The sequence below is a fragment of the Pleomorphomonas sp. NRK KF1 genome, assembly GCF_023721755.1.
GTDB lineage: Bacteria > Pseudomonadota > Alphaproteobacteria > Rhizobiales > Pleomorphomonadaceae > Pleomorphomonas.
Map to the genome: position 1 here is coordinate 91542 of NZ_JAMDLH010000001.1, position 21356 is coordinate 112897.

General features: G+C 65.6%; 14 protein-coding genes. 11 read left to right on the forward strand and 3 right to left on the reverse strand.

What is annotated here, in order from left to right; translation table 11 throughout:
* Positions 1-253 precede the first annotated feature (253 nt).
* Both M4J39_RS00480 and M4J39_RS00485 read left to right on the forward strand, forming a co-directional pair.
* Positions 254-1876, forward strand: coding sequence for a LysM peptidoglycan-binding domain-containing protein (locus M4J39_RS00480; protein ID WP_251725583.1), 1623 nt, complete (start codon positions 254-256; stop codon positions 1874-1876).
* 123 nt (positions 1877-1999) lie between these two features.
* Complete coding sequence (locus M4J39_RS00485; protein WP_251725586.1) at positions 2000-3919, forward strand: ABC transporter ATP-binding protein/permease; 1920 nt, start codon at positions 2000-2002, stop codon at positions 3917-3919.
* 6 nt (positions 3920-3925) lie between these two features.
* Here the strand turns inward: M4J39_RS00485 and M4J39_RS00490 are convergent, their stop codons facing one another.
* Complete coding sequence (locus M4J39_RS00490; protein ID WP_251725589.1) at positions 3926-4138, reverse strand: hypothetical protein; 213 nt, start codon at positions 4136-4138, stop codon at positions 3926-3928.
* Positions 4139-4363: 225 nt separating this feature from the next.
* Here M4J39_RS00490 and M4J39_RS00495 point away from each other — a divergent pair, with 225 nt between their 5' ends.
* The 4 genes from M4J39_RS00495 (at position 4364) to M4J39_RS00510 (ending at position 8720) form a co-directional block, all read left to right on the forward strand.
* Complete coding sequence (locus M4J39_RS00495) at positions 4364-5398, forward strand: YeiH family protein (protein WP_251725592.1); 1035 nt, start codon at positions 4364-4366, stop codon at positions 5396-5398.
* Positions 5399-5419: 21 nt separating this feature from the next.
* Positions 5420-6325 carry a LysR family transcriptional regulator gene (locus tag M4J39_RS00500; RefSeq protein ID WP_251725594.1) on the forward strand — a complete coding sequence of 302 codons (906 nt, stop codon included), beginning with the start codon at positions 5420-5422 and terminating at the stop codon, positions 6323-6325.
* Positions 6326-6409: 84 nt separating this feature from the next.
* A complete protein-coding gene (locus M4J39_RS00505; RefSeq protein WP_251725598.1) occupies positions 6410-6844 on the forward strand; it encodes a DUF1489 family protein in 435 nt (144 codons plus the stop codon).
* A gap of 493 nt (positions 6845-7337) precedes the next feature.
* Positions 7338-8720, forward strand: coding sequence for a class II 3-deoxy-7-phosphoheptulonate synthase (locus M4J39_RS00510; RefSeq protein ID WP_251725600.1), 1383 nt, complete (start codon positions 7338-7340; stop codon positions 8718-8720).
* 132 nt (positions 8721-8852) lie between these two features.
* Here M4J39_RS00510 and M4J39_RS00515 read toward each other — a convergent pair whose 3' ends face one another.
* Both M4J39_RS00515 and M4J39_RS00520 read right to left on the reverse strand, forming a co-directional pair.
* Complete coding sequence (locus M4J39_RS00515; RefSeq protein WP_251725603.1) at positions 8853-10124, reverse strand: NAD(P)/FAD-dependent oxidoreductase; 1272 nt, start codon at positions 10122-10124, stop codon at positions 8853-8855.
* A gap of 60 nt (positions 10125-10184) precedes the next feature.
* Positions 10185-10856: a TetR/AcrR family transcriptional regulator gene (locus tag M4J39_RS00520; protein ID WP_251725605.1), complete on the reverse strand. Its 672-nt coding sequence runs from the start codon at positions 10854-10856 to the stop codon at positions 10185-10187.
* Positions 10857-11034: 178 nt separating this feature from the next.
* On the opposite strand from M4J39_RS00520, the gene M4J39_RS00525 reads away from it, so the two are divergent.
* The 5 genes from M4J39_RS00525 (at position 11035) to M4J39_RS00545 (ending at position 21260) form a co-directional block, all read left to right on the forward strand.
* Positions 11035-11493 carry a hypothetical protein gene (locus M4J39_RS00525; protein ID WP_251725606.1) on the forward strand — a complete coding sequence of 153 codons (459 nt, stop codon included), beginning with the start codon at positions 11035-11037 and terminating at the stop codon, positions 11491-11493.
* A 233-nt stretch (positions 11494-11726) separates the two neighbouring features.
* Positions 11727-13004: a phosphopyruvate hydratase gene (eno, locus tag M4J39_RS00530; protein WP_251725607.1), complete on the forward strand. Its 1278-nt coding sequence runs from the start codon at positions 11727-11729 to the stop codon at positions 13002-13004.
* 150 nt (positions 13005-13154) lie between these two features.
* Complete coding sequence (locus M4J39_RS00535) at positions 13155-13733, forward strand: DJ-1/PfpI family protein (protein WP_251725609.1); 579 nt, start codon at positions 13155-13157, stop codon at positions 13731-13733.
* 64 nt (positions 13734-13797) lie between these two features.
* Positions 13798-15639 carry a single-stranded-DNA-specific exonuclease RecJ gene (gene recJ, locus M4J39_RS00540; protein WP_251725610.1) on the forward strand — a complete coding sequence of 614 codons (1842 nt, stop codon included), beginning with the start codon at positions 13798-13800 and terminating at the stop codon, positions 15637-15639.
* 143 nt (positions 15640-15782) lie between these two features.
* Positions 15783-21260, forward strand: a complete 5478-nt coding sequence (locus M4J39_RS00545; RefSeq protein ID WP_251725613.1) for an alpha-2-macroglobulin family protein — start codon at positions 15783-15785, stop codon at positions 21258-21260.
* Positions 21261-21356 lie beyond the last annotated feature (96 nt).

Sequence of the window (21356 nt, forward strand, 5' to 3'; positions counted from 1 at the left end):
GTAAACTGCCGCACTTGTGAGCCTAACCATATGAGTATAAAGCATGAAAAAATCCACCGCGCCATGATTTGGTGCTGCTGAGGCACAAGAGTCGCCTTGAAGGTAACTCAATTCATTGTGTTCGATTGGTCGCGACTCGGTGGATCATCCGTCGTGACTTTCGGTGGAGGACGGATCGACCGGCGGGTGCCATTCGGTGGTTGGTCGATGCGGTTGGTTTTGTCGGCGTAGCCGATGGGGGCGTGGACGGGTGATGAACAAGAAACTTCGCACTATTCTGATCGGCGCCGTCGGCGTAATCGCGGTTCTTCTGGCCGGTCTGTTTTCAGGCGCGCTCGATGGCGTTCTGCGCCAGCTCAACGTCCAGATCGCCGGTCATCCAGCGCCGACGGCCGAGACCGTCGCCTCGAGCGATGTCGTTGCGACGCCGGCGCCGGCCAAGACCGATGCCGCCGCCTCGGCCGCGACGCCCGCCGGCGAAACGGTCGTGCCGATTTTCGATCTCGTCCGCGTCGAGCCCACGGGCGATGCGGTGATCGCCGGCCGCAGCGATCCGGACGCCAAGGTGGAGATCCTTTCCGGCAAGGATGTGGTCGCCGATGGCAAGGCCAACGACACCGGCTCCTGGGCGATCGTTCTGGCCGACCCGCTGAAGCCGGGCGCCCATGATCTGTCGGTTCGCGTGACCGGCAAGGACGGCAAGACTGCCTCTTCCGAGCAGTCGGTAGCCGTGTCGGTTCCGGAGGGCGGCAATGGCGACGTTCTGGTGGTTCTGAACCAGCCTGGGTCGCCGTCCACCGTTCTGCAGGTTCCTGGACTTGAGGAGGCGCAGGCCAAGCTGGCCGATGCCGGCGTTGATCCCGCCGAGGCTGCCGATACCCAGCAGGTCGCTGCCGTCGAAGCACCGGTCGCGACTCCTGCGCCGGCCGTCGAACCCCCGACGTCCGCCACTGCCACGGCGACCGCCACCGCTGGCAACGAGACGACACCGGCGACCACGGCCCAGCCCGCCGCGGCCATCACCACCGAATCCGCAGCGGCACCGGCTGCCGCGTCGGCAACGGTCGAGATTCCGGCTCCGCCGGCCGACATGCTGGCCGCCGCGGCCACGCCCGCGCTGACGCCGGCCGCCGAAGCCAAGCCGTCGGAGACGACGGTCGCGCAGGCCGAACCCACCGTGACAGACACGCCGGTGGCGCCCGCCGCCGAAAGCCCGGCGGCGCCCTCCGAAACGCCTGCGGAGACGGCGCCGGCTGCGCCGACCGCCGAGCCCGCTGCCACGCCTGCGGCCGAGCCCGAGCCTGCTGCGGTTCCGGACGCCCCCCCGGCGGCAACCTCGTCGCCGGCCGTCACCATCGACGCCGTCGAGCTTGAGAACGGCAATCGCTTCTACGCCGCCGGCTCGGCTGCGAATGGTGCGGTCATCCGGCTTTACGTCGACGACAAGGCGATCGGTGACACCAAGGCAGAAAAGGGACGCTGGCTCTTCCAGGGCAAGGTCGAGCTCGCGCCGGGGCAGCATCTCGTTCGCATCGACCAGATCGGTGCCGATGGTGCAGTCATCGCTCGCGCCGAGGTTCCCTTCCAGATTGCCGAAGACGGTCTTTCGGCTCCGACTCTGGCGTCGGGCATCGGCACGGCCCAGGCCGGAGCCGGGTCGGCTGGCGAAGCCAGGCCGGCAGAGCCGACAACCCTGATCATTCGTCGTGGCGACAATCTCTGGATGATTGCCAAGCGTTTGTATGGAAAGGGAATTCGCTACTCGACGATCTATCAGGCGAACACCGATCAGATCCGCAACCCCGACCTCATCTATCCCGGTCAGGTGTTCGTGATCCCGGAGAGCGACGCCGCCTGGACGCCGATCGGTCAGTAACATTCCCGCCATCGCGCGCTCGAACCATGGTACGCGGTGGAAAAAGAGACTATCTCAATGACGGCATGCCGCCCGGCGCGTTCGCGTCGGGCGGTTTTTTGAACAACGCGTTTCCGGTGGACCATGAGCTCAGTCGATCCCCGCGCCGACGGCCAGGCCAAGATCAGCGGCGACAAGTCGCTGCTGGCCACCCTGTTCCAGCTTTGGCCCTACATGTGGCCCGACGGACGCGCCGATCTCAGGATGCGTGTCGTGCTGTCCATGGCGGCTCTTGTGCTCGCCAAGGTGATCACCGTTCTGGTTCCCTATCTCTACGCCTTCGCCACCGACGCGCTGGCGCCCAAGGCGAACGTGCCCGAACCGACGCTGATGTGGCTCACCTATCCGGTAGCCATGGTCGTGGCCTACAACGTCGGCCGCATATTGCTGAACGGTTTCAATAACCTGCGCGATGCGCTGTTCTCCAACGTCAGCCAATATGCCGTCCGCCGACTCGCGAACCTGACCTTCGCCCACATGCACCGCCTGTCGCTGCGCTTTCATCTGCAGCGGCGCACCGGCGGCCTGACCCGCGTCATCGATCGCGGCGTCAAGGGCATTGAATCCATCGTTCGCTTCACCATTCTCAACGCCATGCCGACGGTGCTGGAGTTCGGTCTGTCGGCGATCGTGATCGTGGTGAACTTCGGCCTCAGCTATCTGCTGGTGATCGGCGTCACCATCTGGCTCTACGTCTGGTTCTCGATTCGCTACTCCGACAAGCGGATCGCCATCCGCCGTCGCATGAACGACAGCGATACCGACGCCAATACCAAGTCGGTCGACAGCCTCCTGAACTTCGAGACGGTGAAGTACTTCGGCAACGAAAAGATGGAAGCGGCCCGTTTTGACGTGGCCATGGAGCGCTACGAGGTCGCCGCCAACGAAACCTGGTACTCGCTGTCCTGGCTCAACATGGGGCAGGCGGTGATCTTCACCGTCGGCGTCGCGTTTTGCATGGTGATGTCGGCGCACGAGGTCATGGCCGGCACACAGACCCTCGGCGACTTTGTTCTGCTCAATACACTTCTGATGCAGCTCGGCATTCCGCTCAACTTCATCGGCTTCATGTATCGCGAGATCCGGCAGGGCGTGACCGACCTGGAGCAGATGTTCGACCTTCTGGCCGAGCCGGCCGAGATCGTCGACGCGCCCAACGCCACCCAGCTGAAGGTGCAAGGCGGCTCGGTTCGTTTCGAAGACGTGCAGTTTGCCTATGACCCCGATCGCCAGATCCTGAAGGGCATCAGCTTCGAAATTCCGGCCGGCAAGACCGTCGCCGTGGTTGGTCCCTCAGGTGCCGGCAAGTCGACGCTGTCGCGCCTTCTGTTCCGCTTCTACGACGTCACGTCCGGCCGGATCACCATCGACGGCCAGGACGTCCGCGAAGTAACGCAGGAATCCCTGCGTGCCGCCATCGGCATGGTTCCGCAGGATACCGTGCTGTTCAACGACACCATTTTCTACAACATCCGCTACGGCCGGCCGGACGCCGATCCCGAGGAGGTGCGGGAGGCGGCGCGGCAGGCCCGCATCGCCCATTTCGTCGAAGGACTGCCGGGCGGTTACGACACGCCGGTCGGCGAGCGCGGCCTCAAACTCTCAGGCGGAGAGAAGCAGCGCGTCGCTATCGCCCGCACCATCCTGAAGTCGCCGCCGATCCTGATTCTCGACGAGGCCACCTCGGCGCTCGACACCAACACCGAGCGCGAGATCCAGGCCGAGCTCGATCGGGTGGCCGAGGGGCGGACCACCATGGTCATCGCCCACCGCCTGTCGACGGTGGTCAATGCCGACGAGATCATCGTGCTGGAAAAGGGGCGCATCGCCGAGCGCGGCTCGCATGCCGAGCTGATCGACAAGGGCGGCCTTTACGCCACCATGTGGGCGCGCCAGCGCGAGGCCGACGAAGCGGAGGCGCGGCTGGCCCGGGTCAAGGCCGAAGACGACCTTGGTATTCTCGGCCCCGGCAGCAAGAGCGATCGCGAGGAGCAACCGACCTGAGTTCGGCTACTCCCAGTAGCTGGCGGGCATGTTGCGCGCGCGGCCTTCGCCCATGCGGCCGCCGCCTCGTCCCGAACCTTGCCAGGATGCCGGCGAGGGCGCCGAGTAGCCGAACACGGCCGCTGTCCTCAAGGGCATCGTCGTGACCCATCGGCCGACCGAGGGGAATGCGGCGATGACCAGGATCGTGACTGCGACACCTATCAAGAAGCCTTTCATGGCTACCCCCTGATCCGATTGTTTCGATGGATCGAACCTAGATCCGTTCGGGGCTGAAGATTCAGCTGAAGGGGTCGCAAACTGTCTGAAAGTGTATCGCTCTCAAGGGAGCTTGCGTGAACCGTTCGATTCAAGCGAACGGTTCGTGCATGACAATGCGTTGGTTTGCGTCAAACTCTTGCGCGATAGGACGTCCATAACGTCGGATGCCCGAGCAAGAGCAAAATGTTTCAACAATCAGTCGAGTTATCGAAACCCGTTTCCGCCGCCGCCCAGCAAGGACCCATCGTCAGAGCATTGCCCGGTATCGCCGCCTGCGCGGCAATCGCCGGTGTTGCCTATGGGGTGAGGACGCTTCCCGGCATCCATGATTTCAGCCCCATGATCATTGCGATCGCCCTCGGCATCCTGATCCGAAATACCGTCGGTACGCATGCTGCGCTTACCACCGGTATCGGCTTTTCGATGCGCCGCCTGCTGCGGCTCGCCATCATCCTTCTTGGGGTGCAGTTGACCTTCGGGCAGGTGGCGGAGACAGGTTTTCGCGGCGTCGGCGTCATTCTCGTAGCCGTTGCCTCCACCTTCCTTTTCACGTTGGCGGTTGGACGGCTCCTCGGTGCCGATCCGCGCCTCACGCGGCTGATCGCGGCGGGAACGTCGATCTGCGGCGCCTCGGCGGTCGCGGCGGCCAACTCCGTCGTCGATGCTCATGACGAGGACGTCTCCTACGCTGTCGCCTGCGTCACCGTGTTCGGCTCCATCGCCATGTTCGCCTATCCGCTGCTGCAGGGCGCCATCGGGCTGAGCGCGCGCGACTATGGTCTCTGGGCCGGTTCGTCGATCCACGAGATCGCCCAGGTCGTGGCGGCGACATTCGCCGTCGGCCGCGAGGCCGGCGATTTCGGCACCGTCGCCAAGCTGACGCGGGTCATGACCATGGCGCCGATGGTCTTTGCGATGGCCGCTTTCCTGCCCTCGCTTGGCGACGCGGGGGCGGAGCGGCCGAAGGCCCCGCTGCCGCTGTTCGTGCTGGGCTTCATCGCTCTCGTCGCCGTCAACAGCGTCATCAGCATACCCCCGGCGCTGAAGGCGGAAACCAGCGTTGTCAGCACCTTTCTCCTGACCATGGCGCTCGCCGCCATGGGGCTTGAGACCAGCATTGTCAAACTGAAGGCAAAGGGTCTGAAGCCAGCCCTGACCGGCGCCATTGCCAGTGTTTTCATTGCCAGCCTGAGCCTGATCTTGATAAGGCTGACCTGACCCTTCCGAACGCGGCCCTCCATGACCCTCGAACAGCTTCGCATCTTCGTTGCCGTCGCCGAGCGCGAACACGTCACCCAGGCCGCGCACGATCTTCATCTGACGCAGTCGGCCGTCAGCGCGGCCATCACCGCGCTGGAGGGGCGTTATGCGATCAAGCTGTTCGACCGCATCGGCCGTCGTATCGCGTTGACCGACGCCGGACGCACCTTCCTGGAAGAGGCGAGGGCGATCCTGATCCGCGCCACCGATGGCGAAGCGGTGCTGTCCGACCTCGCCGATTATCGACGGGGCGAGTTGGCGATCGCTGCCAGCCAGACCATTGGCACCTACTGGCTTCCCCGCGTGATCCAGGCTTTCAGGGCGAGCTATCCGGGCATCAGGGTGACGTTGGAGCTCGGCAATACGGAGTTCGTCGCCGGGCGATTGCGTGATGGCGCCGCGCTCCTCGGGTTCGTCGAGGGACCGGTGGACGAGCCAAGTCTCGCCGTCGACAGGCTGTTCGAGGACGAACTCGTTCTGGTGGCGGCGCCTGACGATCCCTGGCTCGCCACTGTCGGCAGCATGAGCGATCGCCTCAGGGCGGCCCGATGGGTGCTGCGCGAGAAGGGATCGGGTACCCGCGTCGCCTTGGAAGAGACGCTCGCCCACTATGGCCTGTCGGCGGATGAGGTCGACGTGGCGCTGGAATTGCCGTCGAACGAGACCGTTCGCGTCGCCGTCGAGGCGGGCGGTGGTGTCACGGTTCTCTCGCACATGGTCGTCGGCGCCGCGCTCACAGCCGGAACGCTGGCACAGGTGGAAACGCCGCTGCCCGGCCGCAGTTTTCATGCCCTCCGGCACCGAGAGCGCTATTTCGGCAGGGCGGCGGCGGCCTTCGTTGACCTCGCGCGCCCCGGACCTTTCGGACATCGGTCGCCCGCATGAGGTCGCCTCGCTCGCGATCACTTGTATCGCCCGAGATGGAGAACCATGATAGGCGGAACGGATACCGCGTTTTGGAAGTCAGGAATGCCGCTTCACATCATCAAGCTTTGCGTCGGCGTCGAGACGGTCGAGGAACTCGACCAGTGGTATCGCGAGGAAGTGCTGATCCACGCCGCTCGCGGTGAAGCCTACGAGCGCATTCATGTCACCCGCATGTTTCCGAAACGGGTGGATGAAATCCTCGATGGTGGCTCGCTTTACTGGGTGATCAAGGGCATCGTTCAGGTTCGACAGCGCATCCTCGATCTTCGTCCCATACGGGGCGGCGATGGCATCGAGCGTTGCGGCATCGTGCTCGATCCGGAGCTGCATCGCACCGAGTACAAGCCCTGTCGCGCCTTCCAGGGCTGGCGCTACCTCGTCGACAAGGAGGCGCCCGCCGACATCCGGCAGTCGGAAATCGACGGCGATATTCCCGAGGGCATGCGCCGGGCGCTGAGGGAACTGGCGCTGATCTGACGCTCCCTTGGTCGGACTCTACGCGATTTTGCTTGACGTGATCGGCCCGCAATGGTTCTTGTCCGTCAACTTTGCTTCGGCAGTTTTGCGGAAGCGCCCGTCGGACGATATCCATGTTGCGCACTCGGCACATCCGGACATCCTTGATCGCCCCGCTATCGCGGGCCGCGGTTCCGACCTCCTACGGCTTTATGGGCTTTTATGCGTGGCATGCCGCTTTGGCGTGGCCGGTTCCGCAGCTGTCTGACTGACAGGCCCAGCGCGAGAACGAGCCCCGCCGAAAGGCGGGGTTTTTGCATTTGGGGCTTCCCGATCGTCCGCCTCCGGTCTTGGTGCCGGACCGGGTGAAACGGGGCCCGGCCTTCCGCACCGCCCAACTGCGCGTCGCGCATTAGTGGTGGTGCTTCACCGGCGCCTCATGTAAAAGGCGCCAAATTCGGACTGCTCCGCGGCGGTTTCCGCGGGGCGACGCATCGAGAAGAAGAGTCGCGTCATGCCCACCACCTGGAAGCCCGATTCCTGGCGTGCCTTGCCCGTCGAGCAGGTGCCGTTCTATCCCGATCAGGCGGCGCTCGCCGCCGTCGAGGCGCGTCTGGCGAGCTATCCCCCGCTGGTGTTTGCCGGCGAAGCCCGCAAACTCAAGAAGTCGCTCGCCAAGGTGGCCGCCGGCGAAGCCTTCCTGCTGCAAGGCGGCGACTGTGCCGAGAGCTTCGCCGAGCACGGCGCCGACAACATCCGCGACTTCTTCCGCGTCTTCCTGCAGATGGCGGTGGTGCTCACCTACGGCGCCGCCCAGCCGGTGGTGAAGGTCGGCCGCATCGCCGGCCAGTTCGCCAAGCCGCGCTCGAAGTCGACTGAAACCATCGATGGCGTCGAGCTGCCGTCCTACCGGGGCGACATCATCAACGGCATGGAGTTCACGCCGGACGCGCGCACGCCCGATCCGCAGCGTCAGGAGATGGCCTATCGCCAGTCGGCGGCGACGCTGAACCTGCTGCGCGCCTTCGCAGGCGGCGGTTACGCCAATCTCGACAACGTCCACAAGTGGACGCTCGGCTTCGTCAAGGGCACGCAGTCGTCGCGCTATCAGGAATATGCCGATCGCATCACCGAAAGCCTTGCCTTCATGCGGGCCTGCGGCATTCACCCCGAAAGCGTCTCCGAGATGCGGACGACCGACTTCTACACCAGCCACGAGGCGCTGCTGCTTGGTTACGAGCAGGCGTTGACCCGCGTCGATTCAACCACGGGCGACTGGTATGCCACCTCCGGTCATATGATCTGGATCGGCGACCGTACGCGCCAGCCCGGCCACGCGCATATGGAATACTGCCGCGGCATCAAGAACCCGATCGGCCTGAAGTGCGGCCCGTCGCTGACGCCGGACGAGTTGATCCCTCTGATCGACACGCTCAATCCGGACAACGAACCGGGTCGGCTGACGTTGATCACCCGCTACGGCGCCGACAAGGTGGAAGACCATCTGCCTGGTCTCATCCGGGCGGTCCAGCGCGAAGGCCGTGCGGTGGTCTGGTCCTGCGACCCGATGCACGGCAACACCATCACGCTCAACTCCTACAAGACGCGGCCGTTCGACCGCATCCTGAAGGAAGTCGGCGCTTTCTTCGACGTGCATGCCGCCGAGGGCACCCATCCCGGTGGCATCCACATCGAGATGACCGGGCGCGACGTCACTGAATGCACGGGTGGCGCGGTCGCCATTTCCGGCGAGCAGCTGTCGGATCGCTACCACAGCCATTGCGACCCGCGCCTCAACGCCGATCAGGCGCTAGAGCTTGCCTTCCTGGTCGCCGAACGCATCAAGAAGACGCGCGACGGCCGCGAGCCCATGGAGTGGGCGATCGCCGGCGAGTGATGGAGCCTCTTGAGGTTGGTTGAAGCAAGAAGGCGCTCCGGAAGGGGCGCCTTTTGCATTTAGAGCGCGACGATCGGTGACGGTCTGCTGCCGGCATGAGGCGTTTCGTGCCCGGATGGCGAGAGACCGACTTCAGCGGCCGTTCTCGTCCTTCAGCGTTTCCTTCTGGGTGATGAGGCGGGCGGAGTGCTGGCCGGACATGAAGATCCATAGCCAGCTCCAGGCCACGGCGAAGCGGCTGCGGGTGCCGATCAGGAAGTAGATGTGGGCGATGCCCCACACCCACCAGGCAATGGCGCCCTTCAGCTTGATCCAGCCGAAGTCGACCACGGCGGCGCTGCGGCCGATGGTCGCCAGATTACCCTGATGACGGTAGACGAACGGCCCCGGCGCCGGCTTGCCGGCAAGGCGGTTCCGAATGATCTTCGCCACGTGGGCGCCTTGCTGCTTGGCGGCCGGCGCCACGCCCGGCACCGGCTTGCCATTGGCCGTCGTCACCGACGCCGTATCGCCGATCACGAAGATGTCCGGCGCGCCGGGGACGGTCAGATCCGGCTCGACGATGGCACGCCCGGCCCGGTCGGCCGGTGCGCCGAGCCATTCGGCGGCGCGCGACGCCTGCACGCCCGCCGCCCACAGCACCGTCCTTGCCGGCACGAACTCCTCGCCGACGCGGACGCCCTCGGCTGAAATGTCGGTCACCGGGACGCCGGTGCGCACCGTGACGCCAAGCTTTTCCAGTGCCTTGGCGCCATAGTCGGACATGTCTGGCGTGAACACTGGTAGGATGCGTGGCCCTGCCTCGATCAGCAGGATTCGGGCGCTGCGCGTATCGATCGACCGGAACTCGTCGACCAGCGTGCGGTGGGCCAGTTCGGCGATGATGCCGGCCAGCTCGACACCGGTCGGGCCGCCACCGATGATGGCGAAGGTGAGCAGGGCCTGCCGCTTCTCGGGATCGGTCTCCAGTTCCGCCCGTTCGAAGGCCAGCAACACGCGCCGGCGAATGGTGGTGGCATCCTCCAGCGTCTTGAGACCCGGCGCGAAGGCCTCCCACTCGTCGTGGCCGAAATAGGCGTGGCGGGCGCCGGTGGCCAGCACCAGCGTGTCGTAGGGCACGGCGGTGCCGTCCCGGAGCCGCACGGTCTTCTCCTGCCGGTCGACGCCGGTGACGTGACCGAGAATCGTCTTCACCTCCGGCCGGTCGCGAAACAGGCGCCGAACCGGCCAGGCGATTTCCGACGTGGCGAGCAGCGTGGTCGCCACCTGATAGAGCAGGGGCTGGAACAGATGGTGGTTGCGCCGGTCGATCAGCGTTATGTCGACGGCTGCCCCCTTGAGATCGAGCACGAGCTGCAGCCCGGCGAATCCGCTTCCCACGACGACGACGCGATGACTGGGCATAATGCGCTCCGATCCGAGAGATCAAGACTGCTTCTCAATGGGCCCATAGGCGAGCGGAGATCAATAAATATCGTCTTCACCGCAACTTAAGTCTTCCTGAAGAGGCATGGATCGAGGGTTTACGGCGCCAGCGGCGTAGGCTTCCAGTATGTGGTCGATCGCGTCTTCCAACAGTCTCCCCCGCAGATCGTCCGACACCTGGCTGGTGGTCAGGAGGTCGGCCAGGCCATGCACCAAGGCCCAGGCTCCGAGCGCCGTGTCGCGTGGTTTGGCCGATGAGACCGGTATGGCGGCAGCAAGCTGCTCATAGGCTCGGTCGGCTGCCGTGCGGAGAGCGGGAAAGCCTGACTTGCTGATCTCGGATGAGAACATCAACCGATAGAGCGATGGGGCCTCGATCGCAAAAGCGACATAAGCGCGCCCGATCGCCACGAGCCGCTCGGCCCGTCCTGCTTCCGCGTTGGCCGCCGAGACAAGGCGGGTGGAAAGCTGCTCGAAACCGTCTGTGGCAATCGCCGCGAGCAGTGCTTCTCGGCTTTCGAAGTGACGATACGGGGCGTTGTGCGACACGCCCGCTGCGCGCGCGACCTCGCGCAGCGAAACGCCGGGAGGGCCGCCATCGGCAAGCAGTGCGCGTCCGACCGCGATCAGAGTGCGCCTCAGGTCCCCGTGGTGGTAAGCGACGACGTCATGTCGAGAGGCCGCCTGTTCATCCGGTTGTTTGCCGGCCATGCCATCTTCCTTCGGAGTGCTTCCGTGCCTGGTATCGTTGATCCCGGGGCGGGAGTCGGGCCTCGTAACCGCTTCGAGCTTGGCTTCGGGATGTTGACAATGCCCACATACTCCCTCATGTTGGCGCCGTCAACATTGGGGTGGCGCCGGCGAGCACAAGCCCATGACGGAGTCGACGATGCTGTTCTTTGCCTTGCTCTCGATAATCTCTGTTGTCGCCTCGGTTGTCGGTTGGTTGGTCGGCGTGCCCCTTGACGCGGCGGCAGCGGTTCGGTGGGGGCTTTCGGCATCCCTGCTGTTCTTCGGCATCGACCACCTGATCACGCCACAGCGTTACTTGCCCATGATGCCGAGTCTGATCCCGGCCCCGCGCGCCGTTGTTCTCGTGACGGGCCTTTGCGAGATTGCGGGTGGCCTTGGGCTCTGGCCGCCGGAGTTGCGCTCTGCCGCCGGATGGGCCCTCGCAGTCTATTTCGTCTGTGTGTTCCCGGCTAACATCAAGAACGCCGTTGGCGGCCTGTCCGTGGATGGTCTGCCATCATCTCGCATCTATTACTGGGTGCGCCTCCCATTCCAGCCCGTTGCCATCTGGGCAGCGCTGTTCGCCGCGGAAATTACGAGATGGCCGGTTGGTTGACGGGCGAGCTCGTTCTTGGGCGCCAACAGTCTCTTCCAATCCAGCGTCGAAAAGGGTCTTCTGGACGCGGCCGGACAAGTCGATTCGAACCGCCGTCAAACGGTTCACCTAAACCAATTGCAATCTTGACATCCGTGCCAGTTCGCATCTTTGCAGCGTCACACTGACGGTCTATAGAACGCTCGGGTTCTCTTAGGAATTCGACCCCAATCCAACTGGGAGTGCATCGCACAATGACAGCCATCATCGATATCGTCGGTCGCCAGATTTTCGACAGCCGCGGCAACCCCACCGTCGAAGTCGACGTCACCCTGGAAGACGGCTCCTTCGGCCGCGCTGCGGTTCCGTCGGGCGCCTCCACCGGTGCCCATGAGGCCGTCGAGCTGCGCGATGGCGGTTCTCGCTATCTCGGCAAGGGGGTGACCAAGGCCGTCGCCGCCGTCAACGACGAGATCTACAAGGCGGTCGCCGGCATGGATGCCGAAGACCTGCTGGCCATCGACAAGGCCATGATCGAGCTGGACGGCACCCCGAACAAGGCCCGCCTCGGCGCCAACGCCATCCTCGGCGTGTCGCTCGCCGTCGCCAAGGCCGCTGCCGAGGCCGCTGGCCTGCCGCTCTACCGCTACGTCGGTGGCCCGAACGCCCACATCCTGCCGGTTCCGATGATGAACATCGTCAACGGCGGCGTTCATGCCGACAACCCGATCGACTTCCAGGAGTTCATGATCCTGCCGGTCGGCGCCGACTCCATCGCCGACGCCGTGCGCATCGGCACCGAGGTGTTCCACACCCTGAAGTCGGGCCTCAAGAAGGCTGGCCACAACACCAACGTCGGTGACGAGGGCGGCTTCGCTCCGAACCTCGGCTCGGCCGTCGAAGCGCTCGACTTCATCGTCGCCTCGATCGAGAAGGCCGGCTTCAAGGCTGGCAAGGACGTCTACCTCGGCCTCGACTGCGCCTCGACCGAGTTCTTCAAGGACGGCAAGTACAACTACGAAGGCGAAGGCAAGGTCCGCTCGGTCGACGAGCAGGTCGAGTATCTCGCCAAGCTGGTGGCCGACTATCCGATCATCACCATCGAAGACGGCATGTCGGAAGACGACTGGGCCGGCTGGAAGCAGCTGACCGACAAGATCGGCGGCAAGTGCCAGCTCGTCGGCGACGACCTGTTCGTTACCAACACCAAGCGCCTCGTCCAGGGCATCAAGGCCGGCACGGCCAACTCGATCCTGGTCAAGGTCAACCAGATCGGTTCGCTGTCCGAGACCCTCGACGCCGTCGAGACCGCCCACAAGGCCGGTTACACCGCCGTCATGAGCCACCGCTCGGGCGAGACGGAAGACTACACGATCGCCGATCTCGCGGTTGCCACCAACTGCGGCCAGATCAAGACCGGTTCGCTGGCCCGTTCGGACAGAATCGCCAAGTACAACCAGCTCATCCGCATCGAGGAAGAGCTGGGCAGCCAGGCCAAGTACGCCGGCCGCAGCGTCGTCAAGGGCGCCTGAGCGCTTTGGGCTTCGACCAATAAGTGAGGAAAGGCCCGGCCCGCGCCGGGCCTTTTCTTTTTGAAGGTTCTTCACCTTTCCGGGCTGCTGACACGAGACTGTCGCGTCATAGTGGAGAATGCTGTTGATCACTGACCGAGAGGACTGACCATGACAGCCAAACGCATTGCCATCGTGCTCATCGACGAGTTCGCCGATTGGGAGCACGGGTTGTTCGCCGCGGCCGCCAGGGCCTGGCTCGGTGCGCGTGTCGATCACTACACGCCCGGTGGCCGCGTCGTGCGGTCGATGGGCGGCCTGAGCGTCACGCCCGAGGCGGCGCTTGAAACGCTGGCGTCCGCTCAGTTCGACGCTCTGGCGGTGATTGGATCTTCCGGTTGGGAAGCCGCCGATGCGCCTGATATCGGCGCCATCGTCCGCGAGGCACTGGCAGCGGGCAAGCCCGTCGGCGTGATCTGCGGCGCTACGCTGGCCGCGGCTCGGGCCGGTGTGCTGAACCAACGCCGCCACACCAGCAACGCTGCCGATTATCTGCGCGATCATGTGCCGGACTACGACGGAGCGCTCTACGTCGAGTCGCCACGCGCCGTGACCGATGGCAGCCTGGTGACAGCACCGGGCACCGCGCCGTCGACCTTTGCGACCGAGTTGCTCGGTCTGATTTGGCCCGACCATCCGATGCTCGGTCAACTGGTCGCAATGACCGCCGCCGAGCACCGCAACGGCTGAACGATCCACCGCCGCGCAAGTCCATGGCTTTGCGCGGCGGTGCCGCTTGCTCTATTGAGAAGCGATGACCTCTCCCGCCGAATCCGCTTCGTCGACCCTTCCGGCCGAGCGCCGTGCCGTTCTCGGCGTGACGCGCTCGGCGACCGACCGCCCTTGGCGCGACCGGCTCGACACGCGCGGCGGCGCGCTCGCTCGCCAGATCGCCCAGGAGGTCGGACTGCCGGATGTCGTGTCGCGGCTGCTTGCGGCTCGCGACGTGCCAGCCGAGGCGGCTGAGGCCTACCTCAATCCACAGATCCGCACGCTGCTGCCAGATCCCTCGCTGTTCACCGACATGGAGCCGGCCGCCGCCCGCATCGCCGACGCCGTCGAGAGGGGGGAGAAGGTCGCCGTCTTCGGCGACTATGACGTCGACGGCGCCACGTCGGTCGCCGTCTTTGTCCGCTATCTGCGCAGCCAGGGGCTCGATCCCTCCATCTACATTCCGGACCGCCTCGTCGATGGCTACGGCCCCAATCCGCGCGCCGTCGGCGAGTTGGCGGCCGGTGGCGCCACTCTGCTCGTGACGCTCGACTGCGGCACGTCGAGCTTCGAGGCCTTCGCGGAAGCGGGGCGGCTCGGGCTGGATGTCGTTACCCTCGATCACCATCAGGCTGGTGTCGAGCTGCCGCCGACGCTGGCGCTGGTCAATCCCAACCGGCAGGACGACCTTTCCGGCCACGGCCATCTTGCCGCCGTCGGCGTCACTTTCGTGACGCTGGTGGCCGTCAATCGCGAGCTTCGGCGGCGTGGCTGGTTCGACCGACAGGGCACGCCGCCCCCCGATCTCCTGGCGCTGCTCGACCTCGTGGCGCTCGGCACCATCTGCGATGTAGTGCCGCTCGTCGGCCTCAACCGCGCCTTCGTCGTCAAGGGCTTGTCGGTGTTGAGGGCGCGCGGCAACCGTGGTCTTGCCGCGCTCGCCGACGTGGTCAAGCTCAACGGACCGCCGACGCCCTACAACCTCGCGTTCATGCTGGGGCCGCGCATCAATGCTGGCGGCCGCATCGGCGACAGCGGCCTCGGTGCGCGCCTCCTGATATCCGACGATCACGTGGCGGCCGGTCGCATCGCCGTCGAGCTCGATCGGCTCAATCGGGAGCGGCAGGCGCTGGAGGCGGAAGCTCTGGACGCGGCCGAGCTGATGGTCGTCGCCCGGCTCGGCGGAGACGCGCCGCCCGTCATCGTCGAGGCCTCGGCCGACTGGCATCCAGGTATCGTCGGCCTCGTCGCCGCCCGTCTCAAGGAACGTTACCGCTGTCCCACGTTTGCCATCGCGCTGGACGGAGTGGGCGGGGCGGTCGGTTCGGGGCGCTCGATCGCCGGCATCGATCTTGGCGCCGTGGTGCGCCTTGCGCTCGAACGAGGCCTGATCACCAAGGGCGGCGGGCATGCCATGGCGGCGGGCATATCGCTGCCGGCGGATGGCATCGATGCCTTCCGGGCCTTCGTGTCGGCCGCCGTTGCCGACGGGGTGGCGCTGGCTCGCGCCGCCGAGGCGCTGGAGGTCGACGCGGCCTTGACGGCCGATGGCGCCACGCCGGAACTGATCGAAGCGATCGGACGGGTCGGCCCCTTCGGCTCAGCCCAGCCCGAACCGCTGTTCGTCTTTCCCTCGCATCGGTTGCTCTATCTCGACACGGCCGGCCGCAACCACCTTCGTCTGACGCTGGCCTCCTCGGCCGGTACTCGGGTCAAGGCCATGGCCTTCCGCGCCGTCGGGCAGCCGCTCGGTGATTTCCTGGCCGCCAACCGGGGCGGCTCGCTGCACATCGCCGGCCATGTCGATCTCGACTGGTGGCAGGGCGCACCGCGCGTCAACATCCGCGTGGTCGACGCCGCCGATCCCGTGAAGACCCGCTCCTGACCGTCTCGCCTCGGGGAGACATCGCCTTTGGCCGAGTTGCCGACGGGCCTGCCTCCGGCTATTGCTGGAGTAGGTGTTTTCATTGATTTGCCTTTGATTGATGTCATTGTCCGGCCGACTGCCGGTTTCCGAGGGGGATATCCATGGTGTCCGTTCGGCGTTTGGCGCGACTTTTCGCGCTCGTGTGTCTTTCGTCGGCGGGGTTGGCCCTCGCAGTGCCGGGCGAAGCGGCCGAGCGGCGGGCGGTCATAACGGAGGGCGCCGACTATTTCGGCGAGGACATCGAGACACTGAAGGGCGTCGAACTCGGCGACTGCGAGGCGGCATGCGTTGCCGACGATCGCTGCGTCGCCTTCACCTACAACACCAAGGCCCAGTGGTGCTTCAAGAAGGGCACGGTTGGTGACCTTCGCACCTTCGCAGGGGCCGTGGCCGGCCGGATCGTCTCCTCCGAGGCGACCGATCCCGCCCTTGCCGACACCCGCCTTGAGGAGATCGGCTTCATCGGTCAGCGCTACATCGACGAAGCCCGAAAGCTGGAGGGCGTCATCGCCGACGAGCCGGCGGAAGGCAGGCTCGACAGGCTGCTCGCCGCCAGCGACAAGGCGATCGATGCCGGTGACAACCTGCAGGCCGCCGAGACCCTGCGCAAGGCCATCCGCCTCGATCCCGACCGCAACGATCTCTGGTGGCGCTACTCCGACCAGGCGATCCTCGTACCCAACGACAGTGATCGCCACAGCACCTTCATTCGCGAGTCGACCGCAGCGGCGATCAACGCCTACCTGCGCGCATCGGATGTCGACGAACAGGTCGCCGCTCTCAACTCGCTCGCCAACTCCTTCGTGACGCGTGCCAACTGGGATCTGGGCATCAAGACGCTGCGTCGTCGCCTCGCCTTGCAGGACGACCCCGACTGGCGCTCGGCCTTCGACGACTGGATTGCCCAGCACGGCTTCCGCGTCGCCGACCACTCGGTAGACACGCAGTCGTCGACGCCGCGCATCTGCGTCGCCTTCTCCGATCCCATCGCCCGCAACGATCCCTCGATCACCGGCTATTTCGCCGTGGAGGGCGGCGAGCGGCTTGCGATCGAGGCCGAGGACAACCAGATCTGTGCCGCTGGCGTCGAATACGGCAACCGCTATCACGTCACCGTTCGCAAGGGGCTTCCCGCCAAGGACGGCGAGGAAGCACTGAACAAGACCGTCGATCTCGACATCTACGTGCGCGACCGCGATCCCTCGGTTCGCTTCATGGGCAAGGCCTATGTGCTGCCCAAGACGCCGAACGCCACGATTCCCGTCGTCTCCGTCAACGTCGACACGCTCGACGCCCGTGTCCTGAAGATCGGCGACCGCAACCTGGTCAACGCCGTCGGCCAGGATCGATTCCTGAGCCAGCTCGACAAGTGGAGCGCCGACGCCGTCGCCGACCGTGAGGGGCGCGAGGTCTGGTCCGGCCAGATCGCCGTCAAGCGCGACACCAACCGCGAGGTGACCACGGCCGTTCCCGTGAGCGAACTGGTCAAGACGCTGGAACCCGGCGTCTATGCGCTGGTGGTCCGCGACATCAACAAGAAGGAAGAGTGGTCGGCCGACGCCACGCAATGGTTCGTGGTGTCCGATCTCGGCCTTGCCACCATGACTGGCAACGACGGCCTGCATGTCGTCATCAGGGGGCTCAGCGACGCCAAGGCCGTTGCCGGCGTCGACCTCAAGCTGATCGCCAACGACAACGACGTGCTGGGATCGGCGATCACCGACGACCAGGGATACGCTCGTTTCGACGCCGGGCTCGTGAAGGGCACCGGCGGTGCGGCGCCACAGCTTCTTCTGGCATCCAAGGACGGCGATTTCGCTTTCCTCAACCTGCAGAAGGCCGCCTTCGATCTGACCGATCGCGGCGTCGAAGGGCGCGATCCGCCGAAGCCGGTCGACGTGTTCATGACCGCCGAGCGCGGCGTCTATCGGCCCGGTGAGGCGGTGAACCTCACGGTACTCACCCGCGATCCGGCCGCCGCGGCGCTGCCCGATGTGCCGCTGACCCTGGTGGTGCGCCGCCCCGACGGAAACGAGTTCATTCGCCAGCTCGTCGCCGACGAGGGCGCCGGCGGTCGCGACCTCACCTTCGATCTGCCTGGTGGCGCGCAGCGCGGCACCTGGCGCGCCGCCGCCTACACCGATCCGAAGGCGGCCGCCCTGCAGGAGGTGACCTTCAAGGTCGAGGACTTCCAGCCCGAACGCATCGACTTCGCGGTGAAAACCGACGCCACGCTGCTGCATGTCGGCGAAAGCGTCGACGCCACCTTGCATGCCGACTGGCTCTACGGCGCCCCCGCTGCCAACCTTGCCATCGAAGGCGAGGTCTACGTGACGCCGGCGGCTGACATTTCCTCGGCGCCCGGCTACCGTTTCGGCCTCACCGACGACGATTTCACGTCCGCCGTTCAGGACGTCCAGTCGGACGGCACCGACGAGAACGGCGATGCCGCCATCACGCTGACGACGCCCGAAGTGGCCGATACCACCCGCCCATTGCAGGCCGCCGTCCACGTTCGCGTGCTCGACACCAATGGCCGGCCGGTCGAACGTCGCTTGACGTTGCCGGTCTCGACCGGACATGAGCGGATCGGCGTGAAACCGCTGTTCGACGGCTCGGTGGAGGAGGGCGGCAACGCCGCCTTCGACGTCGCCGTGCTCGACGCCGACTATGCCAGGATCGGCGCCAAGGATCTCAGCTGGACGCTGTCCCGCGTCCAGACGAACTATCAGTGGTACCAGAGCGACGGCTCCTGGGACTACCACGCCATCAAGAGTTCGACCCGCGTCGCCGACGGCAAGCTCGATGTCGAGCCAGGCCAGCCCGCCCGTATCGAGGCGCGTGTCGAGTGGGGCGAGTACCAGCTCACGGTCTCCAGTGCCGACGGCGCGCTCATTCCGGTTTCCACCGGCTTCGAGGCCGGCTGGTATGTGCCGACGACATCGGAGGAAACGCCCGATCTTCTCAAGATCACCTTGGACAAGCCGCGCTACTCCATCGGCGACACGCTGAAGGCGCACATCGAGCCGCGCTTTGCCGGTGTGGCGGTGGTGTCGGTGGTGGACGATCGGCTGATCGCCATGAAGACCGTCGAGGTGCCGGCCGGCGGCTCGACCATAGAACTGCCGGTCACGGCCGACTGGGGCCCGGGTGCCTACGTGACGGCGTCGCTGCTCCGTCCGCTCGACATCGCCGAAAAGCGGATGCCGACGCGCGCGCTCGGCCTTGCCTGGGCCGGCGTTGATCCCGGCGAGCGCCTGCTCGGCGTCGCCATCGACGCGCCGATGGACATGCGGCCGCAGACCGACCTCGACATCGCCGTCAAGGTCGACGGTGCGAAGGCCGGCGAGGACGCCTACGTCACCATCGCAGCCGTCGATGTCGGCATTCTGAACCTCACGGAGTTCAAGGCGCCGGCGCCGGAGGACTGGTATTTCGCCCAGCGCCGCCTGGGCATCGAGTTCCGCGACCTCTATGGCCAGTTGATCGACACCACGCTCGGCGCGCTGGGCGAGGTTCGTACCGGCGGCGATGGCGGTGGCATTTCCAAGCTGATGGGGCCGCCCCCAACCGAACGGCTGGTGGCCTTCTTCCAGGGCGTGACCAAGGTTGGCGCCGACGGGCTCGCCCATGCGTCCTTCAAGATGCCGGACTTCAACGGCACGGTGAAAGTCATGGCGATCGCCTGGTCGAAGACTGGCGTCGGCCATGCCTCGCGCGACGTTCTGGTGCGAGACCCGGTGGTGATCCAGGCCTCACTGCCGAACTTCCTCGCACCGGGCGATCGTTCGCGCCTGGCGCTCGACTTCACCCATGTCGAAGGACCGACGGGCGACTTCTCGCTGAACGTGACGGCGGCCGGCGATCTCGTCGGTGTCGATGAGACGCTCGCCAAGGCCACGGTTTTCCTTCCCGAAAAGGGCAAGGCCCGCGTGCTGATCCCCATCACCGGCAACGCGGTCGGCGATGAGACGATCACCGCCGCGTTGACCGCGCCCGACGGCACGGTGTTCACCAAGACGCTGACGCTCGGCGTGCGCGACAACGAGCCCGCCGTCACACGGATCAGCGATATCTCGCTGAAGGCGGGCAGCGGCGAGCTGAAGCTCACGTCCGACCTGTTCTCGGGTCTGAAGCCTGCGACCGGCGTTGCGACTCTGACGGTCGGCACGGTGGCCGGCATCGACCTGCCGGGCCTCGTCCACGCGCTCGACAAGTATCCCTATGGCTGCTCGGAGCAGTTGACCAGCCGCGCACTGCCGCTGGTCTACCTCGACGACGTCATCCTGGCGGCCGGTCTGGCCGGCGAGGCGCCGGTGCGTGAACGGGTTCAGAAGGCGATCGACGCGCTTCTGGTCAATCAGGGTTCCGATGGCTCCTTCGGGCTCTGGGGACCCGGATCGGAAGACCTGTGGCTCAACGCTTATGTCACCGACTTCCTGACCCGCGCCAAGGAGAAGGGCTACACGGTGCCGCCGGTCGCCTACGACATGGCGGTGACCAACCTCAAGAACCGTATCGCCTACGCCTCCGACTTCACCGATGGTGGCGAGGACGTTGCCTATGCCCTCTATGTGCTGGCCCGCAACGGCCGCGCATCCATCGGCGACTTGCGCTTCTATGCCGAAACCAAACTGGACTCCTTCGGGACGCCGCTCGCCCGTGCGCAGCTCGGCGCGGCGCTCGCGCTCTATGGCGACAGCCAGAAGGCCTCGGGCGCTTTCCGTTCATCCCTCGACCTGCTCGACGAGGGCCGGGACGGTGTGCGCGTCTGGCGCGCCGACTACGGTTCCGACCTGCGAGACGGTGCCGCCGTGCTGGCGCTGGCCTCGGAATCGAAGCTGTCCGCCTTCGACTATCAGGGCCTCAGCCGCGAGGTGGGCAAGCTCTACAAGGAGAGCACCTACACGTCGACGCAGGAGAAGGCGTGGATGCTGCTGGCCGCTCACGCCATGCTGAAGGACGGCATGAAGCCCGAACTCGACATCGGCGGGAGCCGCCACGATGGCGTCTTCACGGCGAAATACGCGGCCGACGATGTCGCAAGGGAACTCGCCATCAAGAACGTCGGCAAGTCGACGGTGGACGCCAGGGTGACGGTCACCGGCATTCCCGAGACACCGGAGCCGGCGGGGGGCAACGGCTATGCGCTGACCCGCGCCTATTATGACCTCGACGGCAACGAGATCGATCCGTCAGCGGTCAAGCTGGGCGACCGCATGGTGGTGGTGCTCGCCGTCACCACGTCGCAATCCGGTTGGGCGCGCCTCGTGCTGACCGACCCGCTGCCAGCGGGCTTTGCCATCGACAACCCGTCGCTGGTGCGCGCCGGCGACGTGGCGGCGCTCGACTGGCTGGCGCCGCTCGACAACGCCGCACACACGGAGTACCAGACCGACCGCTTCACGGTGGCTTTCGACCTGAAGGACACCACGGAGTTCCAGTTCGCCTACATGGCCCGCGCCATTGCCCCAGGCAGCTTCAACCTGCCGGCCGCGACGCTGGAGGACATGTACCGTCCGGAACGTCAGGCCCGTACCGACGCCGGCCATGTCGAGGTGATCGGCCCATTGCAATGAACTAGAAAAGGGCGGCCGCAGCCGCCCTTTCTCTCATCGGAGTCGAGATCCACCACTTTGTGAAGGAATCCGATCAGTCTTTTGATTCATATTGGG

What these genes read in the sequence shown, in the direction of transcription:
- M4J39_RS00505 (WP_251725598.1), top strand. Translation starts at nt 6,410, where the DNA reads ATGCCGCTTCACATCATCAAGCTTTGCGTCGGCGTCGAGACGGTCGAG.
- M4J39_RS00520 (WP_251725605.1), bottom strand. Translation starts at nt 10,856, where the DNA reads ATGGCCGGCAAACAACCGGATGAACAGGCGGCCTCTCGACATGACGTC.
- M4J39_RS00480 (WP_251725583.1), top strand. Translation starts at nt 254, where the DNA reads ATGAACAAGAAACTTCGCACTATTCTGATCGGCGCCGTCGGCGTAATC.
- M4J39_RS00545 (WP_251725613.1), top strand. Translation starts at nt 15,783, where the DNA reads ATGGTGTCCGTTCGGCGTTTGGCGCGACTTTTCGCGCTCGTGTGTCTT.
- M4J39_RS00535 (WP_251725609.1), top strand. Translation starts at nt 13,155, where the DNA reads ATGACAGCCAAACGCATTGCCATCGTGCTCATCGACGAGTTCGCCGAT.
- M4J39_RS00485 (WP_251725586.1), top strand. Translation starts at nt 2,000, where the DNA reads ATGAGCTCAGTCGATCCCCGCGCCGACGGCCAGGCCAAGATCAGCGGC.
- recJ (WP_251725610.1), top strand. Translation starts at nt 13,798, where the DNA reads ATGACCTCTCCCGCCGAATCCGCTTCGTCGACCCTTCCGGCCGAGCGC.
- M4J39_RS00515 (WP_251725603.1), bottom strand. Translation starts at nt 10,124, where the DNA reads ATGCCCAGTCATCGCGTCGTCGTCGTGGGAAGCGGATTCGCCGGGCTG.
- M4J39_RS00500 (WP_251725594.1), top strand. Translation starts at nt 5,420, where the DNA reads ATGACCCTCGAACAGCTTCGCATCTTCGTTGCCGTCGCCGAGCGCGAA.
- M4J39_RS00495 (WP_251725592.1), top strand. Translation starts at nt 4,364, where the DNA reads ATGTTTCAACAATCAGTCGAGTTATCGAAACCCGTTTCCGCCGCCGCC.
- M4J39_RS00525 (WP_251725606.1), top strand. Translation starts at nt 11,035, where the DNA reads ATGCTGTTCTTTGCCTTGCTCTCGATAATCTCTGTTGTCGCCTCGGTT.
- M4J39_RS00510 (WP_251725600.1), top strand. Translation starts at nt 7,338, where the DNA reads ATGCCCACCACCTGGAAGCCCGATTCCTGGCGTGCCTTGCCCGTCGAG.
- eno (WP_251725607.1), top strand. Translation starts at nt 11,727, where the DNA reads ATGACAGCCATCATCGATATCGTCGGTCGCCAGATTTTCGACAGCCGC.
- M4J39_RS00490 (WP_251725589.1), bottom strand. Translation starts at nt 4,138, where the DNA reads ATGAAAGGCTTCTTGATAGGTGTCGCAGTCACGATCCTGGTCATCGCC.